Origin of the sequence: Sphingorhabdus sp. EL138 (genome assembly GCF_945862485.1) — a bacterium.
GTDB lineage: Bacteria > Pseudomonadota > Alphaproteobacteria > Sphingomonadales > Sphingomonadaceae > Sphingorhabdus_B.
Map to the genome: position 1 here is coordinate 16,100 of NZ_CAMAYF010000021.1, position 24,181 is coordinate 40,280.

19 protein-coding genes and 1 pseudogene are annotated in these 24,181 nt (G+C 54.1%); 12 read left to right on the forward strand and 8 right to left on the reverse strand.

Going from position 1 to position 24,181, the window contains the following annotated elements:
- The first annotated feature begins 1 nt into the window (after position 1).
- The 5 genes and pseudogenes from Q0O33_RS08540 to Q0O33_RS08560 form a co-directional block, all read left to right on the forward strand.
- Positions 2-1,201 (forward strand): FAD-binding domain-containing protein, encoded by a 1,200-nt coding sequence (locus Q0O33_RS08540; RefSeq protein WP_295498307.1) that lies wholly within the window; start codon positions 2-4, stop codon positions 1,199-1,201.
- A gap of 144 nt (positions 1,202-1,345) precedes the next feature.
- Positions 1,346-1,996 carry a class I SAM-dependent methyltransferase gene (locus tag Q0O33_RS08545; protein WP_295498310.1) on the forward strand — a complete coding sequence of 217 codons (651 nt, stop codon included), beginning with the start codon at positions 1,346-1,348 and terminating at the stop codon, positions 1,994-1,996.
- Between the two features lie 45 nt (positions 1,997-2,041).
- Positions 2,042-2,554 carry a DUF192 domain-containing protein gene (locus Q0O33_RS08550; RefSeq protein WP_295498313.1) on the forward strand — a complete coding sequence of 171 codons (513 nt, stop codon included), beginning with the start codon at positions 2,042-2,044 and terminating at the stop codon, positions 2,552-2,554.
- 40 nt (positions 2,555-2,594) lie between these two features.
- On the forward strand, positions 2,595-2,981 hold the full coding sequence (locus Q0O33_RS08555; RefSeq protein ID WP_295498316.1) for an NADH:ubiquinone oxidoreductase subunit NDUFA12: 387 nt from the start codon (positions 2,595-2,597) through the stop codon (positions 2,979-2,981).
- A 155-nt stretch (positions 2,982-3,136) separates the two neighbouring features.
- Positions 3,137-3,388: pseudogene (locus tag Q0O33_RS08560) on the forward strand (DUF2155 domain-containing protein); the annotation flags it as partial.
- Between the two features lie 35 nt (positions 3,389-3,423).
- On the opposite strand, the gene aat reads toward Q0O33_RS08560, so the two are convergent.
- Complete coding sequence (gene aat / locus Q0O33_RS08565; protein WP_295498319.1) at positions 3,424-4,185, reverse strand: leucyl/phenylalanyl-tRNA--protein transferase; 762 nt, start codon at positions 4,183-4,185, stop codon at positions 3,424-3,426.
- Between the two features lie 153 nt (positions 4,186-4,338).
- Here aat and purC point away from each other — a divergent pair, with 153 nt between their 5' ends.
- Together purC and Q0O33_RS08575 are read left to right on the forward strand one after the other, a co-directional pair.
- On the forward strand, positions 4,339-5,118 hold the full coding sequence (gene purC / locus Q0O33_RS08570; protein ID WP_295498321.1) for a phosphoribosylaminoimidazolesuccinocarboxamide synthase: 780 nt from the start codon (positions 4,339-4,341) through the stop codon (positions 5,116-5,118).
- 61 nt (positions 5,119-5,179) lie between these two features.
- Entirely contained in the window at positions 5,180-8,056 is a 2,877-nt protein-coding gene (locus tag Q0O33_RS08575) for an insulinase family protein (RefSeq protein ID WP_295498324.1), read from the forward strand.
- A gap of 33 nt (positions 8,057-8,089) precedes the next feature.
- On the opposite strand, the gene Q0O33_RS08580 is transcribed toward Q0O33_RS08575, so the two are convergent.
- On the reverse strand, positions 8,090-10,432 hold the full coding sequence (locus Q0O33_RS08580) for a transketolase (RefSeq protein ID WP_295498325.1): 2,343 nt from the start codon (positions 10,430-10,432) through the stop codon (positions 8,090-8,092).
- A 128-nt stretch (positions 10,433-10,560) separates the two neighbouring features.
- Here Q0O33_RS08580 and Q0O33_RS08585 point away from each other — a divergent pair, with 128 nt between their 5' ends.
- The gene (locus Q0O33_RS08585) at positions 10,561-11,043 is read left to right on the forward strand and encodes an Lrp/AsnC family transcriptional regulator (protein ID WP_295498328.1); all 483 of its coding nucleotides are present in this window, start codon (positions 10,561-10,563) and stop codon (positions 11,041-11,043) included.
- A 120-nt stretch (positions 11,044-11,163) separates the two neighbouring features.
- The gene (locus Q0O33_RS08590) at positions 11,164-12,480 is read left to right on the forward strand and encodes an aspartate aminotransferase family protein (RefSeq protein ID WP_295498329.1); all 1,317 of its coding nucleotides are present in this window, start codon (positions 11,164-11,166) and stop codon (positions 12,478-12,480) included.
- 11 nt (positions 12,481-12,491) lie between these two features.
- Here the strand turns inward: Q0O33_RS08590 and Q0O33_RS08595 are convergent, their stop codons facing one another.
- Genes Q0O33_RS08595 through Q0O33_RS08610 form a run of 4 tightly spaced genes read right to left on the reverse strand, consistent with a single transcriptional unit; the run spans position 12,492 to position 19,675 of the window.
- On the reverse strand, positions 12,492-13,562 hold the full coding sequence (locus Q0O33_RS08595) for an alcohol dehydrogenase family protein (RefSeq protein ID WP_295498331.1): 1,071 nt from the start codon (positions 13,560-13,562) through the stop codon (positions 12,492-12,494).
- Positions 13,559-14,809, reverse strand: a complete 1,251-nt coding sequence (locus Q0O33_RS08600) for an aromatic ring-hydroxylating dioxygenase subunit alpha (RefSeq protein ID WP_295498333.1) — start codon at positions 14,807-14,809, stop codon at positions 13,559-13,561. The genes Q0O33_RS08595 and Q0O33_RS08600 overlap by 4 nt, the downstream gene beginning before the upstream one ends.
- A complete protein-coding gene (locus Q0O33_RS08605; RefSeq protein WP_295498335.1) occupies positions 14,809-17,253 on the reverse strand; it encodes an FAD-dependent oxidoreductase in 2,445 nt (814 codons plus the stop codon). The genes Q0O33_RS08600 and Q0O33_RS08605 overlap by 1 nt, the downstream gene beginning before the upstream one ends.
- Positions 17,254-17,257: 4 nt before the next feature.
- Entirely contained in the window at positions 17,258-19,675 is a 2,418-nt protein-coding gene (locus Q0O33_RS08610; RefSeq protein WP_295498338.1) for an FAD-dependent oxidoreductase, read from the reverse strand.
- Between the two features lie 162 nt (positions 19,676-19,837).
- On the opposite strand from Q0O33_RS08610, the gene Q0O33_RS08615 reads away from it, so the two are divergent.
- The 3 genes from Q0O33_RS08615 (at position 19,838) to Q0O33_RS08625 (ending at position 22,614) form a co-directional block, all read left to right on the forward strand.
- Positions 19,838-20,602 (forward strand): SDR family oxidoreductase, encoded by a 765-nt coding sequence (locus tag Q0O33_RS08615; protein ID WP_295498340.1) that lies wholly within the window; start codon positions 19,838-19,840, stop codon positions 20,600-20,602.
- A 129-nt stretch (positions 20,603-20,731) separates the two neighbouring features.
- Positions 20,732-21,514: a lysophospholipid acyltransferase family protein gene (locus Q0O33_RS08620; protein WP_295498343.1), complete on the forward strand. Its 783-nt coding sequence runs from the start codon at positions 20,732-20,734 to the stop codon at positions 21,512-21,514.
- 146 nt (positions 21,515-21,660) lie between these two features.
- Positions 21,661-22,614, forward strand: a complete 954-nt coding sequence (locus Q0O33_RS08625) for an NAD(P)-dependent oxidoreductase (protein ID WP_295498346.1) — start codon at positions 21,661-21,663, stop codon at positions 22,612-22,614.
- A gap of 9 nt (positions 22,615-22,623) precedes the next feature.
- On the opposite strand, the gene Q0O33_RS08630 is transcribed toward Q0O33_RS08625, so the two are convergent.
- Both Q0O33_RS08630 and Q0O33_RS08635 read right to left on the reverse strand, forming a co-directional pair.
- Entirely contained in the window at positions 22,624-23,553 is a 930-nt protein-coding gene (locus Q0O33_RS08630) for a LysR substrate-binding domain-containing protein (RefSeq protein ID WP_295498358.1), read from the reverse strand.
- A 69-nt stretch (positions 23,554-23,622) separates the two neighbouring features.
- A partial coding sequence (locus tag Q0O33_RS08635; protein ID WP_295498349.1) for a GMC oxidoreductase occupies positions 23,623-24,181 on the reverse strand: 559 nt, incomplete at its 5' end.

Sequence of the window (24,181 nt, forward strand, 5' to 3'; positions counted from 1 at the left end):
TGTGATCGGCGATACCTTCCCCGCAACGCGCAATGTTGCGCTGTTACGCCTCACCCAGTTTGCCCCGCGGGCTGGCGAGGCTTATGCGTCCGGCCGCAATACCGACGCTTGGCCAGATCAAGTTGGCGCTGTGTCGATGCTTTCGCCATATCTGCGCTATCGCATGATAACCGAACAAGAAGTCGTCGGTGCCACGCTTGGCCAACACAGCCTGCAAGCAGCCGAAAAATATGTGCAGGAAGTGTTGTGGCGAACCTATTGGAAGGGCTGGCTCGAGATGCGGCCATCGGTGTGGGCCCAATATCTGCAAGAATGTGACCGGCAACGTGACAGCTTCCCCAATACCCGCGCAATTCGCAGTGCGGAGGCCGGCGAGACTGGCATTGAAGGGTTTGATGACTGGGCCCGCGAATTGGTGGAAACGGGCTATCTCCACAACCACGCAAGAATGTGGTTTGCGTCAATCTGGATATTTACCTTGCGCCTACCTTGGACGCTGGGCGCTGACTTCTTCCTGCGGCATTTGGTGGATGCCGACGCCGCGAGCAACACATTGTCCTGGCGGTGGGTTGCAGGCTTACAAAGAGCAGGCAAAACCTATCTTGCCTCTGCCGATAACATCGCCCGTTTTACCAATGGCCGATTTGCACCAAAGGGCCTCGCGACCATTGCAACGATGCCGACCGAGACGCCGGTATGTCCGGCACAACCCCTGCCGCAACTTGCATCTGTCGACGCGCAAAAGTCATCCTTTCTGCTGGTAACGCCTGAGGACTTGCACCCTGAATCTGTATTTGGTGCACCAGCCAAAATAAACGGCGCAGGCATTTTGTTTGAACCTGAAACCTTATGTGGTGACAATGCCCGATCCTTTGTCGCAGAAGCAGTACGCGACGCCGCCGCACGCGTTGACAACTGTTTCAACTGTCCAACGAAATTGCTCAACAATTTGGATGTCGCAAGCTTGATAGTCCAAGCCCGCGAAGCAGGCGCAGAGCAGGTCATCACCGCTTATGCTCCGGTTGGTCCCGTCGCGAATGCCTTGGCCCGCATCGCGCCCTTATTGGCGTCGGAGGGGATACCCCTTGTTCAAGTTCGGCGTGCTTGGGACGAGAGGTTCTGGCCGCATGCGACCAAAGGTTTCTTCCCGTTCAAGGAACGCATTCCGAAAATGCTGAAGGAAATGGGACTTTCGAGTTAAGCCGCAAAAATGGGTTGCGCGCAACCAACCCGAGCATATTGTTGAGGCAATCTTCACAAGGGGGCACTTCATGGGTCAGACCACAAGTTTTCTGGCACAGTTAAGGCAGCATAAATTGCTCCTGAACTACCGACGCAAATACGCATGAGTAATTGGTGGGATCGGCATGTCGTGCCGCGAATAATCGGCTGCGCGTGCACGCAACCTGCAGTAATGCATGATAGAGCCAAAGTGGTGCCGCACGCCTCTGGCGATGTACTTGAACTTGGTTGTGGCGCGCCGAACCTTGATTATTATGACTGGAGCAATGTGCATTCGCTATCTGGCGTTGATCCGTCCGAAGAATTGCTCGCCAGTGCAACACGTGCGTTGGAAAGCAAGGGCCTGACGGCCAATTTTATGCCAGGCGTTGCGGAGGCGCTTCCCTTTGCCAACGCCAGCTTCGATACTGTTGTGACCACTTTCACGCTCTGTTCGGTCCAAGATCCACGCTTGGCATTGTCGGAGGCGAAGCGGGTGCTCCGGCCAAACGGACGCTTGTTGTTCGTCGAACATGGCCGTGCGCGGGATCAGTCGGCCGCCGCGTGGCAAAAGCGTATCGAACCGGTCTGGAAACGGATTGCGGGTGGTTGCCATTTGACCCGGCCAGTAACGCAGGCGATATCGGACGCTGGATTTGTATGTCATGCGCTGCAAGGACATTATATGAAACGGACGCCAAAATGGCTTGGCTGGGTGGAATGGGGTGAAGCACGGTTGGCAGTAACGGACGATGCATCACCACACAGATCATAGACACTGCCATCCAAATTGCCCGGATCAAAAAGAGGAATATCGTTAATGAGTTTTACCCAGTTCAGCCGTTGCAGCGCCTTTGCCATCGCCTTGTCGCTCACTGCCTGTAACATGCCAGCCAATGGCGAAAGCCCGGCAGCGGGTTGCACGCCAGGCGCGGCTGCAGGCCAATCGGCGGCGGGGCTGCAAATAGTAACCTTATGCGTCACCAGTGCCGCCAAAACGCATAGATTCACCGTTGAGGCTGCAAGAACGTCAGCAGAGCAAGCCAAGGGGCTCATGTTCAGGACGGAACTCGCCGACAATGCGGGCATGATTTTTCCCTTTCCAGATTTGCGGATCGCGAGTTTCTGGATGAAAAACACTGTTATTCCCTTGGACATCATCTTCGTGCGCGCGGATGGCACGATAGAGAGTATCGCCGACAATACGGTCCCTTATTCCATGACCCCCGTTGTGTCGGGCGAACCAGTTGCCGCTGTACTCGAATTGCGCGGCGGTCTCGCGGCTGAACTGGGAATCGTTTCCGGCGACAAGGTGCAATGGACAACCAAATAAGGATTGCGCGGAATCATGCTTAGTCCTAATCGCGTGAGCCATGGGTATTCTAAGTAAAATCTTCACTTGGTGGGACGGCGCGACCATTGGCACGTCCATCTACAGCTGGCGCAAAGGCAAAGCTGTGGGTGCTGACGCCTTAGGCAACCGATATTATCAATCATCTGACGGCAAACGACGTTGGGTAATCTATAACGGTCCCAATGATGCAAGCCGCGTCTCGCCCGATTGGCATGGCTGGCTGCATGGCACACATGATGGAGATCCGGAGAGCTATTTGCCACCACATCGTGGCTATGAAACTGCGGCCGTACCCAATCTGACTGGAACCGACGCTGCCTATCGTCCGGCGGGTTCGATTGAACGTGGCGGACACCGTGCACGCGCAACGGGTGATTATGAGGCGTGGAGTCCCGACGCATCATGATCCGCGCGCGCGGTTTAATATGGTTGCCTTTATTGGCAACGCTTGCTGCATGCGGTTCTTCAGAGGATGCAACGCTTGCGCCAGCGAAATCCGGCGAAGCGATCTCCACAAACGACAAAATTGTGGCCATGTCCGACGCAAATATTGGTACCCCCATGGCGGAACGCGTTGCCGTGCTGGGTCTATTGAACAAGCGGAATGGCCAAACCCGCGACGTTGAACTCAAACCCGGCCAAGCTATTCGCTTTGATAAAGTAGTTATCCGACTCAGAGCTTGCGAGAAAACCGCACCCTGGGAGAACCAGCCTGACGAAGGTGCATTTGTTCAATTGCTGGTGAATGAGCGCCCCCCAGGCACGACTGAAGCGGAAAGATGGCGTAATGTTTTTTCGGGTTGGCTGTTCAAGGAAAATCCTGCGGCCAATGTTGTCGAGCACCCGATTTACGATGTTTGGGTCAAGGCTTGCAAAATGCGCTTCCCCGGGGAAGAAGCACCCGTAGCGGAGAAGTCTTCTGAAGAGGCTCCTACCGCGGATCCAGCAGCCAAAGCGACGTCAAGTGAACCCCAGTCGCTACCAGAGCCTACTCCTGCGGGGGCTGACAACGCCAGCCCTGACGCGGCTTGAACGGCTTTTGTTAGAGCAGCCTCAAGCAGTTTAAGATAAGCGGCTTGCGTCATTTCAATTGCCCCTAGACTGGCCAAATGGTCAGTCATGAACTGGCAATCCAGCAATTCAAACCCGCCGAGCTTCAACCTTGCAACCAGCCACGCCAAAGCAACCTTCGACGCGTCGATTTCGCGCGAGAACATGCTTTCTCCGAAAAACGCGCGCCCCAGGGCCAGCCCATACAACCCGCCCACGAGCCGACCTTCCGACCAGCACTCGATGCTGTGGGCATGCCCGTATTGGTGCAAGCGGCAGAAAGCCTCTTCGATATCCGGATTAATCCAAGTGTCCCGCCTGCCCGCTTGCGATTCGGCACAAGTGGCAATGACCTGTGCAAAAGCGGTATCGGCGGTAACCACAAAACGGTCCTGCCGGATAGTTTTGGCAAGCGACTTTGACAAACGAAAGCCATTCAGCGGCATGATCGCTCGAAACTCCGGTTCAATCCAAAAAGTATCGGGGTCATCGCGGGCGTCAGACATCGGGAATATGCCATTGGCATACGCCTGAAGCAGTAAATCCAGATCGATGGCCAAATGATGTCCTTTCGTGTCCGTCCTATTTGCCTATCTCGAATTGCGCCGACGCATGCAATGGATTATAGCGTTGAAATCGCCCCGGCAGAGTTAGTCTCATCAACGGCCAACTCCACCGGGGCGCATCATTTCAAGCAAAGTCAGGGACCGCATATGACCCGCCGCCGCAAAATATACGAAGGCAAGGCCAAGATTCTTTATGAAGGTCCAGAACCTGGCACGTTGATCCAATATTTCAAGGATGATGCAACGGCCTTCAATGCCCAGAAAAAGGGCACAATTGCCGGCAAAGGCGTCATCAACAACCGCGTGTCGGAACATGTCTTTACGCGGCTGAGCCATATTGGCATTCCGACGCACTTCATTCGCCGCCTCAATATGCGCGAACAATTAATCCGTCAGGTTGAGATTGTTCCGATCGAGGTCATCGTGCGTAACGTGGCCGCGGGCACCTTATCGAAACGCCTTGGTATCGAAGAAGGTACGCCGCTTCCGCATACCTTGCTGGAATATTGCTATAAGGACGATAGCCTTGGCGATCCATTGGTTGCAGAGGAACATATCGCGTGCTTTGGTTGGGCAACGCAGGAAGAAATGCAGGATATTTCGTCCATGGCGATCCGCATCAATGATTTCATGTGCGGCATGTTTGCTGCCATCGGCATACGGCTTGTGGACTTCAAACTTGAGTTTGGGCGCTTGTTCGATGGCGATTTTTCGCGGATCATCTTGGCCGACGAAATCAGCCCCGATGGTTGCCGATTGTGGGACATTGAAACCGGCGAGAAGCTAGACAAAGATCGGTTCCGCCGTGACCTTGGTGGCGAAGCAGAAGCCTATCAAGAAGTCGCCCGCCGCCTCGGCCTAATGCCAGACGAAAGCGAAGGCGCGGTTCTCGATATGGTTAGCCACCGATTACGCAAAGGTAAGTAAATCAATAATTTACACAGAAAGATATTGCAGTTTCCAAACTTCTGCGGAAGAAACTAAGCGTATGAAAAATGCGCTTCGCTTCATTTTTGGACTCGCGATGGTCTTTGGCGGATCCGCCGACGCCTTTGCAGCGCCTTCCGCCGCACCTGCGGGTAAAGAGCGGACGCTACCTTGGAATGCCGAGACATCTGATCTCGAACCCGATGCCAGCATCATTTACGGGCGTCTACCCAATGGTTTGCGCTACGCCATTCGCCCCAATCACCGTCCGCAGAATCAGGTGCTGGTTCGCATGACCATCGACTTTGGCTCTGCAGCTGAAGCCCAGGATGAGCAGGGTCTAGCCCATTTCATCGAGCATATGGCCTTTAACGGTAGCGCTAATGTGCCTGAGGGCGAAATGGTCAAAATGCTTGAACGGCTTGGCCTGTCCTTTGGCGCTGATACCAATGCATCAACGGGATATACGCAAACACAGTATAAGCTTGATCTGCCAAAATCTGATATGAATCTAATTGAACGCGCGCTGTTTTTGATGCGTGAGACGGCGCGGGAGATATCGTTTAATCCGGCAGCAGTTGATCGTGAGCGCGGGGTTATTCTGGCGGAAAAAAGCGCGCGGGAGAATTTTGGATTTCAAAGCGCACGTGCGGCGAACAACCTGTTTTACCCGAATAGCTTCTATGCAACGCGCTACCCTATTGGCACAACTGAGGTCATACAAACAGCGTCGGCCGAGCGGATGCGCGCACTGTATCGCAAATATTATCGCCCAGACCGCATCAAAATCATTGTCGTCGGCCCGGTAGACCCGATTGTCATTGAACGCGAATTGGTTGCAAAATTTGGCGACTGGCGCGTGGACGCGCCGCCATTAGGTGCAATTGACCAATGCAGTTTGGATACCGAACGTGTGTTAACCGCGCAAAGCTTCGTGCATCCCGAGATTAGCGAGAGCATTGGTGTTCAGCAATTCTTACAGGATAAAAAGCGGCCTGACACCTTAAAGCGCGCGATGATTGAGCTCAAAATGAGCATCGCAAACGCGATCATATCACGCCGCATGGCGCGCCGATCCCGCGAAGAAGACATGCCGTTTTTAGGTGGCGGTGTGACTTTCAACTTCGGTCTTTGCGACCAATATGCAACTATCGGCTATGGCGTAGCGGGTAAAGATGGCAGTTGGCGTTCATTGCTCGCCTTTACCGAGCAAACTGTTCGCCAAGCCGTGGAATATGGGTTTGAAGAGTCCGAAATTGCCGAACAGGTAAAGCGTCTGGATGCCCAATATGAAAATGCCGCCAAGGATGAGGGCACAGAATCAAGCGCAGCAATTGCGAACGCCTTGGTCAGTCTGGATGAGGACGTTTACAACTCGGACAGATATCGCCAGATATTGTGGCGTCAGATACGTCCATTTGTAACGAAGGCAGCCATCACCTCCGAATTTGCATTTTGGTTCCGCCAAATGGAGCGACCGCAAATTTTCCTGACAACAAAGCAAAGTGCGGCTGTTTTCGAGGATGAAATATTGGCCGCATATGCCATCAGTCGTGGCACGCCAATCGCTGCGCCAATGACACGCGCGGCGTCAAGCTTTGCGTACACAGACTTCGGCCCAGCCGGAGATGTCATTGCAGACAAGACCATTGCAGACCTGGGCATTCGCACCATCCGCTTTGCCAATGGCGTTTTGCTGAACCTCAAAAAAACCGATTTTGAAGATAATCGAATCCGCTATTCCTTGCGCATTGATGGAGGCCAGCTACATTTTGGTAAGGAAAATGCGGTTTTGGCCTCACTAATGTCAGCAACTTATGTTTCCGGCGGATTAGAGGCGCATGATATCGAAGATTTGCGATCCATCTTGGCCGGAACAACCGTATCCCCCGCATTCGGTGTTGCCGATAGATATTTTGGCGCAGCCAGCGCCGTCGCACCCGCCGATTTGGAACGCCAGTTGCAAGTGATGGCAGCCTACACAACCCATCCGGGCTATTCGGAAAATGCGCTTCGCTTGTTTCGCCGCCCGCTACCCGAACTATACGCACGATTAAAGGCAACCCCGGCGTCTGCGCTTGCGGTCGCGATGTCAAAAATCATGACTGATGACGACCCGCGCTTTGCGCTCGCGCCCCTTGAAACCATTCAGGGTGCTGATTTTGCGATGCTTAAGTTGGCGTTGGGTGACGCTTTACGGCAAAATCGTTTGGAAATCGCGTTGGTCGGCGACTTGGATGACGATGCGGCCATTGCAGCCGTTGCGCGCAGTTTTGGAGCCCTCCCGTCGCGCGCAGATGACGGGAAGGACCATAACGCGCAACTTCAACCGGGCTGGAGCGCAAAACGCGGAAGTTTCGACATATCCCATAATGGGGAGGCCAACCAATTGGCGTGGCGCCGCATATGGACGACCACAGGCGATAATGACCAAAAAACCACCCAAGCTATGGATCTTCTTGCACGCGTTGCAACGCTACGCTTGACCGATGAATTGCGCGAAAAACTGGGGACGACTTATGGCGTTTCCGCAAATTCCGATATGTCCAACCTATATCTTAAGCGGGGCGCATTTTCTGTATCTACCGCTGGCGATCCTAAAGATATTGCAACCATAGAAACGACGGTCGACCAAGTCATATCGGCGTTGGTAAAGTCACCCGTTGATCCTGACTTGTTCGAACGTGCCCGCAAGCCCGTTCTTGAAAGCTATGCCGATTGGAAAAAGCAAAATAATACTTGGTTAGGCGTCGTGGCCGAGACGCAGACAAACCCAGATAGACTCAACCGCTTCCGAAACAGTGAGTCCAATTTTACATCAATAACGGCGCAGGACCTCTGGCAACTGGCCAAGCAATATTTGGACAAGCCCGCAGAATTCACATTCCGCGCACTACCAGATGAAATGGTCAGCGCCGACGAAAAATCCGCTCAATAAAGTTTGACTCAATTTTGTCCGAATTTTGCGGGCTTACCTTTTTAAAAACAGCTCGGCCATGGCATCAATAATCGCTGCAGCGTCGAGGCGATATGTGCTGTAAAGATCGGGCAAATCCCCCGTCTGACCGAAACGATCCATGCCAAGCGGACTGACGCGCATACCGTGCACGCCGCCCAGCCAAGACAAAGCGCCGGGCGAACCGTCAATCACCGTCACAATGCCGGCATTGGGCGCCAATATGGATAACAAATCCTCGGCATGACTTGTTTGCGCGTCCTGATCTGTCCAGCGTGCAGCCTTGCTTGCCGACCATTCACGATGCAGTACATCGGGCGAGGTCACATTCAAAACACCTAAACTGGGAATATCATCCAGCATTTGATCATACGCGGCCAACACTTCAGGCGCGATGGCTCCTGTAAATATAATGGCCGCTTCAGCTCCTGCCGCTGGTCGACGCAACCAATATCCGCCCTTCAAGGCATCGGCCTCCCAAGACAAATCGGGACGCTCAACTTGCGCGATTTGACGCGTGCTCAGCCGCAAATAGACGGAGCCTCCCTCAGGCTTTTGCAAATATTCAAAAGCCCACCGCATGAGTAAAGCGACTTCATCGGCATAAGCAGGTTCAAAATAGGCAAGGCCCGGTTGCCCCATGCCAATCAACGGCGTGTTGATAGACTGATGCGCGCCACCCTCTGGTCCCAAAGTCAAACCGGACGGCGTTCCGACCAGCAGAAAACGGGCATCTGAGTAGCAACCATAATTCAGCGCATCGAGGCCACGGGCAATGAACGGATCGTAAACCGTACCAACCGGAATAAGGCGCGTACCGAAATGCGGTGCAGCCAACCCAAGTGACGTCAGCAGCAAGAAGAAATTGTTTTCGGCAATTCCCAGTTCAATATGCTGCCCCGCCGCATGTGCCGCCCATTTCTGGGCGGATGGGATTTTAGCCTCGCGAAATATATCTGCCACGTCGGACCGGCGAAACAGCCCACGCTGGTTCACAAAACCGCCGAGATTGGTGGTCTGCGTCACATCAGGCGCAGTGGTGACGATCCGGTCCGCTAGCTCTTCGGAAGACTTTGCAAGGTCAAGAAGGACATTGCCGAATGCCGCCTGGGTTGATTGTACATCACCCGACGGAACTGCGAAGCGGCCGGGTACATGTATCTGCGGCGATACGGGTTCTAACGGTTTGGCGGCAAGAACGCTGTCCCCGATGAATTTTTTGAGCCGGGCTGCCATATTGCCGCCGAGGCCAGCAAATGGTTCCCACTCCTCGCCCGCTTCAATACCCATGGACATACGAAGCTGATCAATCTGACCGGGATTCATCATCCCCGAATGATTGTCCTTATGCCCCGCCAACGGCAGACCATAACCCTTGACCGTATAGGCAATGAACAAGGTGGGCCGTTCATCATCGGCACTGTCAAAAGCATCCATCAAAGTTTCGATGCAATGCCCACCCAAATTGGTCATCAGCGCGGCCAGACCGTCGTCATCAAAACTATCGAGCAGTTTTTTCACATGCGGTTTGCCGCCAATATCTGCCATCAAACGCGCGCGCCAAGCTGCACCGCCCTGATAAGTGAGAACCGCAAATTCCGCATTGGGGCAATTTTCGATCCAGTCTTCCAGCGATTTCCCTCCGGGTCTTGCAAAAGCTGCTCGCTGTAACTTGCCATGCTTTAAGGTGATGACCCGCCATCCCGAAGTCTCGAAAATATCGTCAAAGCGCCGAAACATCCGGTCCGCCGTCGTGCTATCGAGCGATTGCCGGTTATAGTCGACCACCCACCAGCAGTTCCGAATGTCATGCTTATAGCCTTCAATGAGGCATTCGTAGATATTGCCTTCATCCAGCTCCGCATCGCCCATCAGCGAAATCATCCGGCCTGCATTGGCCTCGTCTATCGATCCATGCGCGATCAAATAGTCCTGAACCAGACTTGAAAAGGCTGTAATCGCCACACCCAAACCGACGGAACCGGTGGAGAAATCCACTGGAATTTTATCCTTTGTTCGCGATGGATAGCTTTGCGCGCCGCCAAGACCACGAAATTGCTGCAATTGCTCTAGCGATTGATTGCCTAAGAGATAATGGATGGCTTGCAGCACTGGCCCTGCATGTGGCTTGACGGAAACCTTGTCATTCGGGCGCAGCGCATGAAAATACAGTGCCGCCATAATCGCCGTCATCGACGCGCAGCTTGCCTGATGCCCCCCGACCTTTAACCCGTCCCGCTTTGGCCGGATATGGTTGGCGTTATGCACGGTCCACGAGGCCAACCAACGCAGGCGCGCGTCGAGCGTTTCAATTGCTGCTATTTTCTCTTCACGCTTGTCAGCGACAATATTGGCCATGGCTGTTTTCCGCTTAAATCGAAGCAAGACTTTAGCCAGCACATCCCAGCATGTCCTTGCGTATCCTGACGGTAAATGCCATATTATTTGAAAGATTATGCTTAAATTATAAAAATTAGGTTTAAGATATGCCAAAAAATAGCTTAGATGCCATTGACCGCAAGATTATCGACTGCCTTCAATCAGATGGCCGAATGTCCAATCAGGAACTGTCTGAACGGGTCGGCTTATCGCCCAGCCCCTGTCTGCGCCGGGTACGCCAGTTGGAAGCCGATGGCACTATCACGCATTATGTCGCTTTGGTTGATCCTGATAAGGTCGGGCTTTCTGTCACAGCATTTGTCCGCGTGCGCCTTGATCAACAGGATGATCGTCATTTGGAAGATTTTGAGACAGCCGTGTCCAGCTTTCCAGAGGTCATGGAATGTTATTTAATGACAGGCGAGGCGGATTATCAGTTGCGCATATTGGTCGCTTCCTTGACCCAATTTGAGGATTTTCTGCGCCATCGGCTGACCCGGGTGAAGGGTGTTGCCAATGTGACCACCAGCTTCGCGCTAAGGCCTGTTATTTACAAGACGTCCGTTCCCACGTTGGAGCCGCGCATATGACCGCGCGGCGGCAGGCATGTGTGACCCAACTAAAATTTTCCGGACACAACAATCTTTTCAATCGAGAATGACGGTAATACGGTCGCATAAGGGTCAAAGACCCGTTGGTGGAGTGACGTGATGAAACTGGAAAATGACCCCCTTGCTGCATTTTGGATGCCGTTTACGGCTAACCGCGCGTTTAAGACGACGCCGCGGCAGCTGAAATCTGCGAAGGACATGCATTATACCAGCGATGATGGACGGCAGATCCTTGATGGAACCGCAGGGCTTTGGGCGGTCAATGCAGGCCACTGCCGCCCCACTATTGTCGAAGCGATTCAGACATGCGCCGCAGAGCTTGATTATGCGCCGCCATTCCAACTGGGGCACCCACTGGCATTTGAACTGGCTTCGCGGCTCGCGAACCTCATGCCCGAAGGACTGGACCGCATATTTTTTACCAATTCGGGTTCAGAATCGGTCGATACGGCTCTCAAGATTGCACTCGCTTATCAACGCGCGATTGGCCAAGGCACGCGTACCCGCCTCATCGGACGGGAACGCGGCTATAATGGCGTCGGCTTTGGCGGCATTTCGGTTGGCGGCATCGTCAACAACCGGCGTCAATTTGGCACATTGCTGACGGGTGTAGACCATCTGCCGCACACGCATAATCTTGAACATAATGCCTTTACGATAGGTAGGCCCGAATGGGGCGCGCATTTGGCCGATAATCTGGAGGCGATTGTCGCACTGCATGGCGCGGAGACCATTGCGGCGGTCATCGTCGAGCCCATGGCTGGCTCAACCGGCGTATTGGTGCCGCCCATCGGCTATCTCGAAAAATTGCGCGAGATTACGCGCAAACATGGCATCGTGCTTATCTTTGACGAAGTTATCACGGCATTTGGCCGTGTCGGCGGCACGACCGCTTCAGAAACCTTGGGCGTCACTCCCGACATCATTACGATGGCAAAGGGCCTTACAAATGCCGCGGTGCCGATGGGCGCTGTGGCCGTGAGCCGCCATATCCACGACGGCGTTGTCGAAGGCGGACCTGACGGCATCGAATTGTTCCACGGCTACACTTATTCCGGTCACCCCTTGGCCGCAGCTGCAGCCTTGGCAACGTTGGACCTTTACAAGTCAGAAGGTATTTTCGAACATGCAAGTTCGCTCCACGGCTATTGGCAAGATGCGGTACACAGCCTGAAGGGCAAAAAAAATGTCATCGACATCCGCAACATGGGCATTGTTGCGGCTATCGAACTTGCGCCGCATTCTGCCGGCGTTGGTAAGCGCGGGATGCAATTATTCCACAAATGCTTCGACAATGGCGTGCTCGTGCGTGCGACAGGCGACATTATTGCGCTGTCTCCGCCGCTAATTTTGCAAAAATCCCATATCGATGAAATTGTTGGACGGATCGGTGAATTGATAGAAACGGTCGACTAGGCCGTGCACGCCTAAAGCGACAGGACAATTTTCCCGACATGCTGCTTCGTCAAAAACGCTTCCTGCGCTTTGACGATTTCAGATAGGTCGTATGTCGCTGCCACCACTGGCCGGATTTCACCACGTTCGATATAGGACACGAGGTTTGGGAACACGTCCGGTTCCAGCACGGTGCAACCAATCAGGCGCAAATCCTTAAGGTACAAAGTCCGTAAATCCAGATCGACAATGGGCCCCGATATCGCCCCTGAAACGCCATAACGACCGCCGCGTTTTAGGACATTTAGAATGGCGCCGAACTGCGGGCCGCCAACAATATCTACCGCAGCGTCGAAATATTCCTGTCCAAATAAGGCAGTAATATCCGAATCACGCGGAACCACCCGAGACGCGCCCAATGACTGAACCATTTCTGCCTTTGCGTCGGCGGCCATGGCGATCACCTCAGCACCACGCCTTTTGGCAAGTTGTACCGCGGCGGAGCCAACGCCGCCCGACGCGCCAGTGATCAACACGCGTTCCCCCGCCCGCAAATCAATACGCGTCAGGATATTTTCGGCGGTGCCATACGCACAGGGGAAGCTCGCCAGTTCAACGTCAGATAACGCAGAATGCACGCGATGCGCATGGATGGACTGTACGCACGTATAATCCGCAAAGCCGCCATCGACTTCGGAACCAAAATAGAGAATGTCGAAGGTGCTAGCGCCACGAAAAACAGGTTCAACCAACACCCGTTCACCCATGCGCGCTGGGTCAACATTAGCGCCCACCGAGACAATCCGGCCACAGGCATCAGCGCCTTGAATACGCGGAAATTGAAAGGCCGCACCTGACCAGCCATCATCGCCAGCGCCGTCTATTCCAGATGCGGCGCCAGCGTCTGTGGCTTCCGCCACCGCCTTTGAATACCAACCGATGCGGGTGTTGATATCGGTATTATTGACACCAGCTGCGGCAACGCGGATCAAAACATCATTCGGTCCCGGTATAGGCACCGGAACGTCGTCCCGAACATCCAGCCTGTCATAGCCACCATGGCCGGTCAGCAAAACCGCGCGCATGTTGGCGGCTATTGTCACTCGGCGCGTTCCAGCCCGAATTGGTTGAGATACCACTTCTGGAAGTTAAGCACGCTGCCTTCCTGATCAGAATAGCGACCGGGACGATAGCGGCTGGACATGATACCTTCCTGATTGTTTTCGGTGATGACTTTGTCCTGCGTCGTTGTGGCATGATAGCCCCAGATCATCTTTTCAATGTCAACTTCCGCCTCGGTCGCGCGTCCATCGACCAGCCAGATCATCTCAACATCAGTGGCCAATGCGCCACGCGGGGTGAATTGGAACAGGATGGCAAAATGGTCATCCGCAACAATCTGGCTAAATGGACTGAAGCTGAGGTGCATCCGTCCGCCATCCGCTTTCGTACGCTTGCCCATCAGCGGCGCTGGCGCAGAACCATCTTGCGTCTCCGAGGCCCAGCCGTCTTTGTTCATGCGTTGCATCAGTAGGCGCAGATGGCTGCTATCGGGTGCATCATCAATGGTACCAATGGGCCGGCCTGCGGCAGCGGCGCTTTCTTCCCAAGCCTTTAACTTTGGCGCGAAGTCAGCGATTGCGTCCGCTGGACCGGAACTTGGGCCAGCGCCTACGGCCACGATAGATTCAGATGCATGCATCGAACAGAATTCTGGATGCGATGGCACACAATGATAGCATTCAAAGAAATTCTCGACGACGAGTTTCCAGTTGGCTGTCGTGGGGTAGCTGCCTGCATGCGCGATCCGCGCGTCGGCAAATCCATGATAATCGAGAATGGCACCCATGTCGCCGAAGGTAGCGTCAAAATCGACAGGCTCATCCTCGCTCATATTGATGAAGATCAGGCCGTGGAACACGCGGATATGGCATGCGAACAGGCTGTTTTCCGCCTTATCGAAATCCTCCGGCATCAGCCGCGCGGAAATCAGCCGCCCATCAAGGCCAAAGGTCCACGCGTGATAGGGGCACACCAGACGGGGTGCGTTGCCGCTTTCCGACTGGCAGATCGTCGATCCACGGTGGCGGCAAACGTTGAAGAACGCGCGGACGCTGTCGGCATTTTCACGAATGACGATGATCTGCTCATTGCCAACCCGAAACAGGAAATAATCGCCCTTGTCGGGGATACGCGACACATGGCCGGCTAGGAGCCATTTCTGGCTAATGACTTGGTCGAAATCCGCCTTGAACACCGCATCGCTGGTGTAAAATTCCTGATCAAAGCTGTATCCCATCCGCGTTTGCGCGGCGAGCCGTTGCATGGTGCCATGTGAAGTCTCGGTCATCAGATTTTGATCCGTGCATTTGAAGGGTCATAAAGGGGCTTGAGCGACGCGGTCACTGGGAAACGCACACCCGCAATTTCAATTTCATAATCATCCGCGCCAATCGGGCCGACAACGCCGCCATCTGCCGCGGTCACATAACCAAGGCCACAGGATGCGCCGAGCGTATGGGCGTACATGCCCGAGCGGATATATCCGGCGATGCGATCCCCCTGCCAGATCGGTTCATTATGATAGAGCATGGGATCGGGCGATTTCAGCAGAAATTGAACGAGCTTTTGCTTCAATCCCTCTTCTTTCTGCTTCACCAGTGCCTCTTGGCCGATAAAGCCGCCGGGCTTGTCCATCTTCACGGCAAAGCCGAGGCCAGCTTCCAAGGGCGTATCTTCATCGGTAATGTCATGGCCCCAATGGCGATAGGCCTTTTCCACGCGCAGTGCGTTGAGCGCGTGATAGCCGCAATGCTTGAGGCCAAAGGCCGCGCCTGCTGCGACAATCTCATCATAGACGCCCGTCATGAATTCGGTCGGGATATAGAGTTCCCAGCCCAATTCGCCGACATAGGTAATGCGCGAGGCACGCACGATGGCATAGCCCAGCTCAATTTCCTGACTCGTCGCAAAGGGAAAGGCCTCATGCGACAAATCATTGGGGCAAATCGATTGGAGCAGCGCACGCGCATTTGGTCCCATGATCGAGATCACGCCCATCGCAGAGGACACATTGGTCAAAATGGCATGGGCACCCTCTGGGATATGCCGTAACAGCCAGTTGAAATCCTTCGTTTCTGTCTCGGCCCCAGTGACAATGAGATAGGCCGTCTGCGACAGACGGGTGACGGTCAAATCCGCTTCGATGCCGCCCTTATCATTCAACCATTGGGTATAGATCAACTTGCCTGGCGCCACATCAACATCATTGGCGCAGACGCGGTTCAGAACAGCACAGGCATCGCGCCCTTCCAGCCGGAATTTGGCAAAGGAGCTTTGGTCAAACAGGCCCACGGCTTCGCGCACCGCTTTGCACTCCTCGGCATTGGCCTCAAACCAATTTTGGCGGCCATAGCTATATTCATATTTGGGCGTGCTGCCCGGTGCGCCATACCAATTGGGGCGTTCCCAGCCAAAAGCCTCGCCATGGCAAGCCCCGGCCGCAACCAATCGATCATGAATGGCGGAACGGCGGACGCCGCGCGCGGTTTCATATTGCTTGAAGGGATAATGCGTCGCGTAGAGCAGCCCAAGGCTCTCGGTTACGCGCTCGCGCAGATATTTGCGGTTGATCTGGAACGGCATGTTGCGCCGAATATCGACCGTCCACAGGTCCGCAGGCGGAATGCCGTCACGGATCCAGTCGGCCATCACCTTGCCAACGCCGCCTGCGGATTGCAGGCCGATAGAGTTTAGACCAGCAGCGACAAAGCAACCCTTCAGCTCGGCACTTTCGCCCAGATGATAGCGCACATCCGGCGTGAAGCTCTCCGGCCCGCAGAAGAATTTCTGGATACCTGCTTTTTCAAGCGCAGGCACGCGGCGCATGGCATCCATCAACAAGGGCTCGAAATGCTCAAAGCTGCCGGCGATTTCATCAAAGCAGAAATCTTCGGAAATGCCGTCCATGCCCCATGGTCGCGCATTGGGCTCAAACGCTCCGACGAGCAGCTTGCCTGCATCATATTTATAATAGCCGCAATAATCATAGTCGCGCAGCACAGGGAGCGTATTGTCGATCCCCTCTACGCCTTCGAACAGAACATAATAATGTTCGCACGCATGCAAGGGTGCGGCCACGCCAATGCTCGCCGCCAGATCGCGCGTCCACATGCCGCCGCAGATCACGACATAATCGGCATCAATCGATCCATCATCGGTATCGACACCCGTCACGCGCTCCCCATTATGGCGGATTTTGGTGACCTTGGTATTTTCAAATATTTTGGCGCCGCCGGTGCGTGCGCCCTTCGCCAGCGCCTGCGTAATATCGACCGCATTGGCATAGCCATCGCTGGGGATATGAATGCCGCCGACCACGTCATCGACATTTACGATATAGGCGAGTTCTTTGATCTCTTGCGGCGTCACAACATTTACGGGCAGGTCAAACACCTTTGCCATCGAAGCGCTGCGTTTCAGTTCTTCAAACCGCTCCGCATTGGTCGCCATCGAAATGGAGCCGCACTGGCGATAGCCTGTGGCTTGGCCGGTTTCAGCTTCTAGCCCGCGATAAAGTTCGCCCGTATATTTAGCGAGCTTGGTCATGTTGATCGACGGACGCAACTGACCCACCAGACCGGCCGCGTGCCAGGTCGTCCCGCTGGTCAGTTGCTTGCGCTCCAGCAAAACAACATCGTCCCAGCCAATCTTGGTCAGGTGATAGGCAATCGAGCAGCCAATAACGCCACCACCGACGATTACGACTTTCGCCTTTTTGGGGAGTTCAGCCACTAGATTACACCTTCATTTTTGCGTTATCGGCATCATAGGCCGGATGCTCCAGCACCGTTCCAACCCGCCGTTCGCACTGCAGCATGATATCAAAACGTGATCCTGGCGCGGCATTTTCAAGCGGTACGCACGCAAAGAAAAGGCTCTTACCCACACGATGCCCATAACCACCTGACGTTGTCAGACCGATGCATTGGTCGCCGATCAAACATGGCTCCGCGCCGCGTACGTCAACATTGGACGCATCTACTTCACCATAGACAATGCGGAAACGGTCTGGCGCATCCATCGTTGCCTGCTTGCCGACAAAGTCATCCTTGTTGAAATTGATGAAGCGCGGCATGTCCGCCTCAATCATCGTCAATTCATTGGTGAGTTCGGAGCCCCAAGCCTTATAGCCTTTTTCCACCCGCATCGTGTTTGCGGCGTAAAGGCCATAATTGACGATGCCATATTCCTGCCCCGCATCCCAAACGGCATCATACAACGCGGCAAGATCGTCCATTGCTGGATGCAGCTCCCATCCAAGCTCACCCGCATAAGACACCCGAAGCGCGCGCATTTTTATGCCTGCGATGGTGATTTCCTGACCGCTTAACCAGCGGAAAACTTCGTTCGTTAAGTCGGCATTGGTGAGTTTTGCCAAAACATCGCGCGAACGCGGGCCATTCATCACCAATACGCCCAAGTCCATCGTCAAATTGCGAATGGTGACATCCTCATGCGGCAATTTGCTTTGGATCAGCAAGTCCCAATCGCGTTGCTCCGCGGCTGCTGCCGACAGGCAGTAAAAATGATCATCGGCAAAGCGCGTGACCGTCATTTCGCCGTAAATGCGACCTTGAATCGACAAGGGGTGCACCAAGCCGATACCGCCCAATTTCTTTGGCATGCGGTTGGCGCAAATACGGTTGAGGAAAGCTTCTGCATCGGGGCCGCTTACGTCATATTTGGCAAAGCCGGACAGATCGAGCACGCCAACGCCTTCAGCTACAGCCTTCACTTCGGCGGCGACCGCGTCGAAGCTATTAGTGCGTTGGTAGCCGCCTTGCTCCTCCGCCCCATCAAGCGCGAAATATTTGGGTCGTTCCCAACCATAAGTTTCGCCATAGACTGCTCCCGCGGAGAGCAATTTGCCATATAATGCGCTGGTCTTTTGCGGACGGCCGTCGGGCTCTTCCTCGCCGGGTAGCCGGGTCGTAAACGTCATCCGATAATCCAGGAAGACCTTGTCGCGGCTATAATCTTCATCGGCATAAGGGCCATAACGACGCGGGTCGAATTCAGTCATATTGATGTCGGCATCACCAAACACCATCCATTGCGCCATATATTTTCCGGCACCGCCGCCTTGCGCGATTCCAAAGCTGGTGCCACAGCAATGCCAGAAATTCTTGAGGCCTACCGCTGGCCCCAATAATGGTCCGCCATCTGGTGTATGTGGAATAGCGCCATTGACAAAGCGCCTTAGGCCAACCTGACCAAATATCGGCATCCGCTCAATCGCGCGTTCAAGCCATGGGGCAATGCGCTCCAGATCTTCGGGAAACAGCTCGCTAGTGGAATCCCACTCAGGGTGTCCGCCGCGTGGTGCCCACGCCTCGACCAAACCTGTGTTTTCGTAAACACCTATCAGGCCGCTTTTCTGTTCCTGCCGGAAATATCCCGACACGTGCGGGCAGCGCATAACGGGGATTTCTTCTTCGCGATCCTTAAACGCAGGAATGGGATCAGTAACGACATAATGATGCTCCATATTCGTCACCGGAATATCAATCCCAGCCATTTGCGCGATCTGCCGCGCATAGCAGCCGGCCGCATTAACGACGATTTCGGCGCGAACAGTGCCCTTTTCGGTCTCCACATCCCATTCGCCAGACGGCAATTGGGTCAGGCCCGTCACACGGTTTTTGCGGACAATCTTTGCCCCCATATTTTTCGCACCAATGGCAAGCGCATTGCAAATACCCGATGGATCAGCATGTCCGTCTTCGGTGGTACGTGCGCCAGCAATAACCCCGTCCAGCGTCATAAACGGATTATGGCGCAGGATTTCCTCTGGCGGGATGATTTCCATATCAAAGCCAATGATTTTGGAAAAACCTTGTATATAGCGCATCCACGCCAACTCGCGCTCGTTCGTCGCAAGGCGAATTCCGCCCGATGTATGCCAGCTGACATATTGCCCCGTCAGCCCTTCCAGCTTGGGATAGAGCTGATTGCTATAAGCATGCATTTTAGCGAGGTTGTAGCTGCCCGTAATGTTTGGACATTGCCCGGCGGCGTGCCAAGTCGAGCCGGACGTCAGCTCATCCTTTTCAATCAACAAACTATCTGTCCAGCCAAGCTCGGCAAGATGGTAAAGCAACGAAGCTCCCATTATGCCGCCGCCAATGATGACAACCCGTGCCGATGTTTGCATGACAGCCGTGCTCCTTAAGGCATTAATTCCAGCGAACCTTAGGGCGGGTTTAAGGTCAGGCACAAATGGGGAATATGACGGGATCGGTTAAAAAAATTTTTGGATCATAGCCGTCACTGTCTGTAAGGGCAGTGGTGTGAAATTATCTTGTAAAGGTCAGCTATGCGGGTTGTGTTGATTACAGGTGCGGCACAAGGGGTTGGCTTTGCCACCGCGAAGATGTTTGCTGGGATGGGATATCATGTCGTCCTGACAGATGTGCAGCCGTTGGATGCGCAAATCGCAACGCTATCGGCACTTGGGGGTAGCGTATCCGCTTTGTCCGGTGACATTTCCTCAGAGGCTTTTGTGACTGAACTGGCCGACAAAGTGGCGCGCGATCACACGGCAGTTGATGTCCTTGTGAATAATGCCGGGATCAGCATGATATGCCCCGCCGAAGACACAAGTCTCGACCAATGGCAGCGCGTCATGAACATCAATCTGACCGGACCGTTTTTATTGTGCCGGGAATTTGGCAAGCAAATGCTGGCGCGTGGGCAGGGCAATATTGTCAATGTCGCTTCCATTGCAGGCTTACACGGCGTAATCGACCGTTCGGCTTATAACGCCTCAAAACATGGGTTGATCGGATTAACACGCACGCTTGCCGCCGAATGGGGCAATCGCGGCGTGCGTGTAAATGCTATCTGCCCCGGCTGGATCAAAACCGAGATGGACGAGGCGGACCAAGGTTCGGGCGCCTATTCCGACGCAGACATTATCAACCGCGTGCCCATGGGCCGCTTTGCAAAACCCGAGGATGTTGCGCGCGCCATTGCGTTTCTGGCACATGAAGACAGCTTCATAAACGGCGTTAGCCTGCCTGTGGACGGCGGGTGGGTTGCCGACGCCAGCTGGGACGCACTTCGTTTAAAAAAACGGTGACAGAATTTGCATGGCTTTTGATGCGCGCACGTGTCAGATAGAGCCTTTCTGGACCGTCATAGCATAGTCACAGTTGTCATCTATCGCCCAGACATCTGAGATGTTGTCTTAACAGCAAAGTGAAGTCCAATGACGGCCATTTCCATTTCAATCCGGAAATTCGACTTACAAGCATATGTCCTATGCGCCATTCGGCTACTTTGGATTGCGCTGCCATTGGCGATAATATTGCCACTTCATTTGGTCTGGCACATGCTAAAACTGCCTTCGCCTTGGGCTATGTTGTTCCTGCGTATTTGTGCACGTGCGCTGGGCGCGCGTGTGACGGTTTACGGTAATCCATTGCGCAGAGATGTATTCTTTGTCGCTAATCATATCTCGTGGCACGATATTCCGATTTTGGCGGGGATTACCGGCTCTTCTTTTGTGGCGCAGGACGGTGTGCGGGATTGGCCAATCATTGGCTGGCTAGCAAAACTGAACCGAACGATTTTCATCAGCCGCACCGAAAAGCAAAATGTTGCGCAACAAGTGGCCGAATTGCGCGAAGCGATTGCAGAGAATTGGTCCGTGACGCTGTTTCCAGAAGGCACAACATCTGATGGCCTTGGGCTTTTGCCTTTCAAACAATCCTTGTTTGCGACCTTGGCTCCGCCACCCAAACCAATGATGATTCAACCTGTGTTGCTCGATTTTGGTGATGACGGCCCAGAGATAGCTTGGTTGGGCGAAGAAACGGGCTGGGAAAGTGCGTGGCGCGCGTTTACGCGGCCTGGCAGCTATGACGTCGGTGTACATTTCCTAGAACCATTCGACCCCGGCGCACTTGCTGACCGTAAACTTGTATGTGCTGTTGCGCGCTCACGGCTGGCCGAGGCATTATCCGCAAAGCTCGGTTACGACGTGCGCTAAAGCAGCCAGTCACGCCTCCATAGGCTTAAGAATAGCAAAATAATTCACCCAATCGGCCAAATTTTTCAATTGTGGCCGCGCATCGACGGCGCTCTAACTTTTTCAATCGGCGGGTAACGCTTCTTGAAAAAATATTGGGTGTAATCATGAAAATCGGATTTATCGGGCTTGGCAATGTCGGCGGAAAACTGGCGGGAAGCCTGATCCGTAACGGACATGATGTGACTGTCCGTGATCTTGATGACACTTTAGTCGCCGAATATGTGGCACGCGGCGCGAAGGCCGCTGCATCGCCCAAGTTATTGGGAGAGAATGTTGACCTGATCGTCACCTGCCTGCCCTCCCCTGCGGCCAGCGCAGCCGTGGCCGAAGGCCCAGATGGCTTTTTGCAAATCATGCGACCCGGCCAAGTCTGGCTGGAAATGAGCACGACCGACTATAGCGAAATCATCCGCTTGGGTGCGCTGGTCGAAGCGCGCGGCGCCATGTTTATGGAGTGCCCGGTTTCGGGTGGATGCCATCGTGCCGATACCGGCAATATCGCGATTTTCGCTGGTGGACCGCGCGCGGCCTTTGAATTTGTTCTGCCTGTTCTGACTACAATGGGCCGTCGCATTCTGCATACGGGCGATCTTGGCACAGCCTCACAGTTGAAGGTGATGACAAATTATCTGTGCACGGTGCATCTGGTTGCGCTCGCTGAAGCCTTGACCACGTGTAAGGCCATTGGGCTGGATATGAACACCACTTATGAGGCGATCAAAATTTCATCAGGCAACAGCTTTGTCCATGAAACGGAAAGCCAAGTTATCCTGAACGGCAGCCGGGATATCAACTTCACCATGGATTTGGTGTCAAAGGATATTGGCCTGTTTGACAAGATTGCACAGGAAGCGGGTGTTCCGGTGGAAATGTCCCCGCTGATCGTGCGTCTCTTCAAAGAAGCAGAGGCCAATTACGGGTCGCGCGAATTTTCGCCTAACATCATCCGTCGTTATGAAGAGCCGCTGGGCCTTAAGGTTCTTGGCACAGGCTTTCCTGACCAAATGGTCGATGATGAGCCCGAAGAGCGCGGGTACGAAGTCGTTCCCAAACGCTAAGGTCGCAACTTAGCCAGCCTTAGTCGACTGGCTATCGGCGACATTTTTGGCCACCCAATCCATGAAAGTCCGGATTCTGGGATTTTCGCGCATATCCTTGCGGCAGATTAATCCCCATGCGCCTGGACATACCGCCTTATGCGCGATGGGCTGCACCAGCCGCCCTGCTGCCATATCCTGATCCACAAACGGGCCGTTGACCAGGGCAATTCCTTCGCCATTCAGCGCCATTTCAAGTGCAACCGCCAAGGTATCCACCATCAGATACGGCACGGATGGCTCAAACTCGGCACCGACGGACGCAAACCAAGTCTCCCAATTTTGTACCTCCGTGTAAATGGCAACAAGAGGTTTGGTCATCAATTGTTGGGGAGCGGGATTCTGTCCCATGGCTTCTGCCACCTCAGGACTGCATACGGGGAACAACGCATATTCATACAGCGGCACCCAATGAAACTTGGCCGGGTCCGGCTCGATAGCGCAATAGACCAGTCCGACATCAGCATGCACATCATCAAATTCCCATTCAACCGCGCACGTATTGAGCGTCAGTTTTATTTCGGGATGGTCGGCCAGAAATTGGGGCACGCGCCGTGCAAGCCAGCGAATGGACGCGGTCACATAGGTTTGTACCCGAAGCGGCTTATCAAGCGCATTGCGATGCACTTCTTCGACGCCCTCGAGCAGGGATTCAAATGCGGCGCGGACATAAGGGTATAGCACCTTGCCTTCTTCGGTCGAGACAATGTGGCGTCCTTCTTGAACGAACAAAGTAACACCAAGGGCATCTTCGATAAGTTGAACCTGGTGACTGACCGCAGGATGCGTCAGGCAAAGTTCATCAGCCGCGTCGCGAATACTTTGATGACGGGTCGCGGCTTCAAAGCCTTTAAGCGCCTTTAATGGCGGCAATTGCTTAAGATCAATCTTCGGATGCATCGCCACTCCTTCCCCGGATTCGCGCAATTCTGATAGAATAGCACAGCAAAAAAGGACTGGTAAATAAAATTAACGCATCAATTTCGCATCTTCCAAAATCATCGCCGCACCCTTTTCTGCGACCATGACCGTTGGCGCGTTGGTATTCCCCGACGTGATCGTCGGGAAAACTGACGCATCGACAACCCGCAATCCCTCAATGCCATGCACGCGCAAGCGGGCATCAACGACCGAAGTGGCCGGATCCGTGCCCATCATACAAGTGCTGGTGGGATGATACACCGTGTCTGCACGAGCCCGGAAATCAGCCAGTAAGGCCTGATCACCGTCCACATCGCTACCGGGAATAAGCTCCTCGGTAATGATATCGGCCAGCGGCTTTGTGGACGCGAGTTGACGAAGAATGCGGTTGCCAGCCAAGACGTCGTCAATGTCTGTCTGTGTCGCCAGATAATTGGGGTGGATGGAAGGATCTCCGAAAGGGTCCGAACCGTTAAGTTCAATATGTCCCCGACTGGTCGGACGGCAGGGGTTGTGCGACAGCAAAAATGCCGAAAATGGATCAGGATTCAGCAGTTTGCGTTCCGACAAGGGCGTCTTAGTGTAACTCACTGGGCTAAAATAAAGC

What these genes read in the sequence shown, in the direction of transcription:
- Q0O33_RS08550 (WP_295498313.1), top strand. Translation starts at nt 2,042, where the DNA reads ATGAGTTTTACCCAGTTCAGCCGTTGCAGCGCCTTTGCCATCGCCTTG.
- Q0O33_RS08625 (WP_295498346.1), top strand. Translation starts at nt 21,661, where the DNA reads ATGAAAATCGGATTTATCGGGCTTGGCAATGTCGGCGGAAAACTGGCG.
- Q0O33_RS08580 (WP_295498325.1), bottom strand. Translation starts at nt 10,432, where the DNA reads ATGGCCAATATTGTCGCTGACAAGCGTGAAGAGAAAATAGCAGCAATT.
- Q0O33_RS08575 (WP_295498324.1), top strand. Translation starts at nt 5,180, where the DNA reads ATGAAAAATGCGCTTCGCTTCATTTTTGGACTCGCGATGGTCTTTGGC.
- purC (WP_295498321.1), top strand. Translation starts at nt 4,339, where the DNA reads ATGACCCGCCGCCGCAAAATATACGAAGGCAAGGCCAAGATTCTTTAT.
- Q0O33_RS08590 (WP_295498329.1), top strand. Translation starts at nt 11,164, where the DNA reads ATGAAACTGGAAAATGACCCCCTTGCTGCATTTTGGATGCCGTTTACG.
- Q0O33_RS08585 (WP_295498328.1), top strand. Translation starts at nt 10,561, where the DNA reads ATGCCAAAAAATAGCTTAGATGCCATTGACCGCAAGATTATCGACTGC.
- Q0O33_RS08555 (WP_295498316.1), top strand. Translation starts at nt 2,595, where the DNA reads ATGGGTATTCTAAGTAAAATCTTCACTTGGTGGGACGGCGCGACCATT.
- Q0O33_RS08615 (WP_295498340.1), top strand. Translation starts at nt 19,838, where the DNA reads ATGCGGGTTGTGTTGATTACAGGTGCGGCACAAGGGGTTGGCTTTGCC.
- Q0O33_RS08545 (WP_295498310.1), top strand. Translation starts at nt 1,346, where the DNA reads ATGAGTAATTGGTGGGATCGGCATGTCGTGCCGCGAATAATCGGCTGC.
- Q0O33_RS08620 (WP_295498343.1), top strand. Translation starts at nt 20,732, where the DNA reads ATGACGGCCATTTCCATTTCAATCCGGAAATTCGACTTACAAGCATAT.
- Q0O33_RS08630 (WP_295498358.1), bottom strand. Translation starts at nt 23,553, where the DNA reads ATGCATCCGAAGATTGATCTTAAGCAATTGCCGCCATTAAAGGCGCTT.
- Q0O33_RS08600 (WP_295498333.1), bottom strand. Translation starts at nt 14,809, where the DNA reads ATGACCGAGACTTCACATGGCACCATGCAACGGCTCGCCGCGCAAACG.
- Q0O33_RS08610 (WP_295498338.1), bottom strand. Translation starts at nt 19,675, where the DNA reads ATGCAAACATCGGCACGGGTTGTCATCATTGGCGGCGGCATAATGGGA.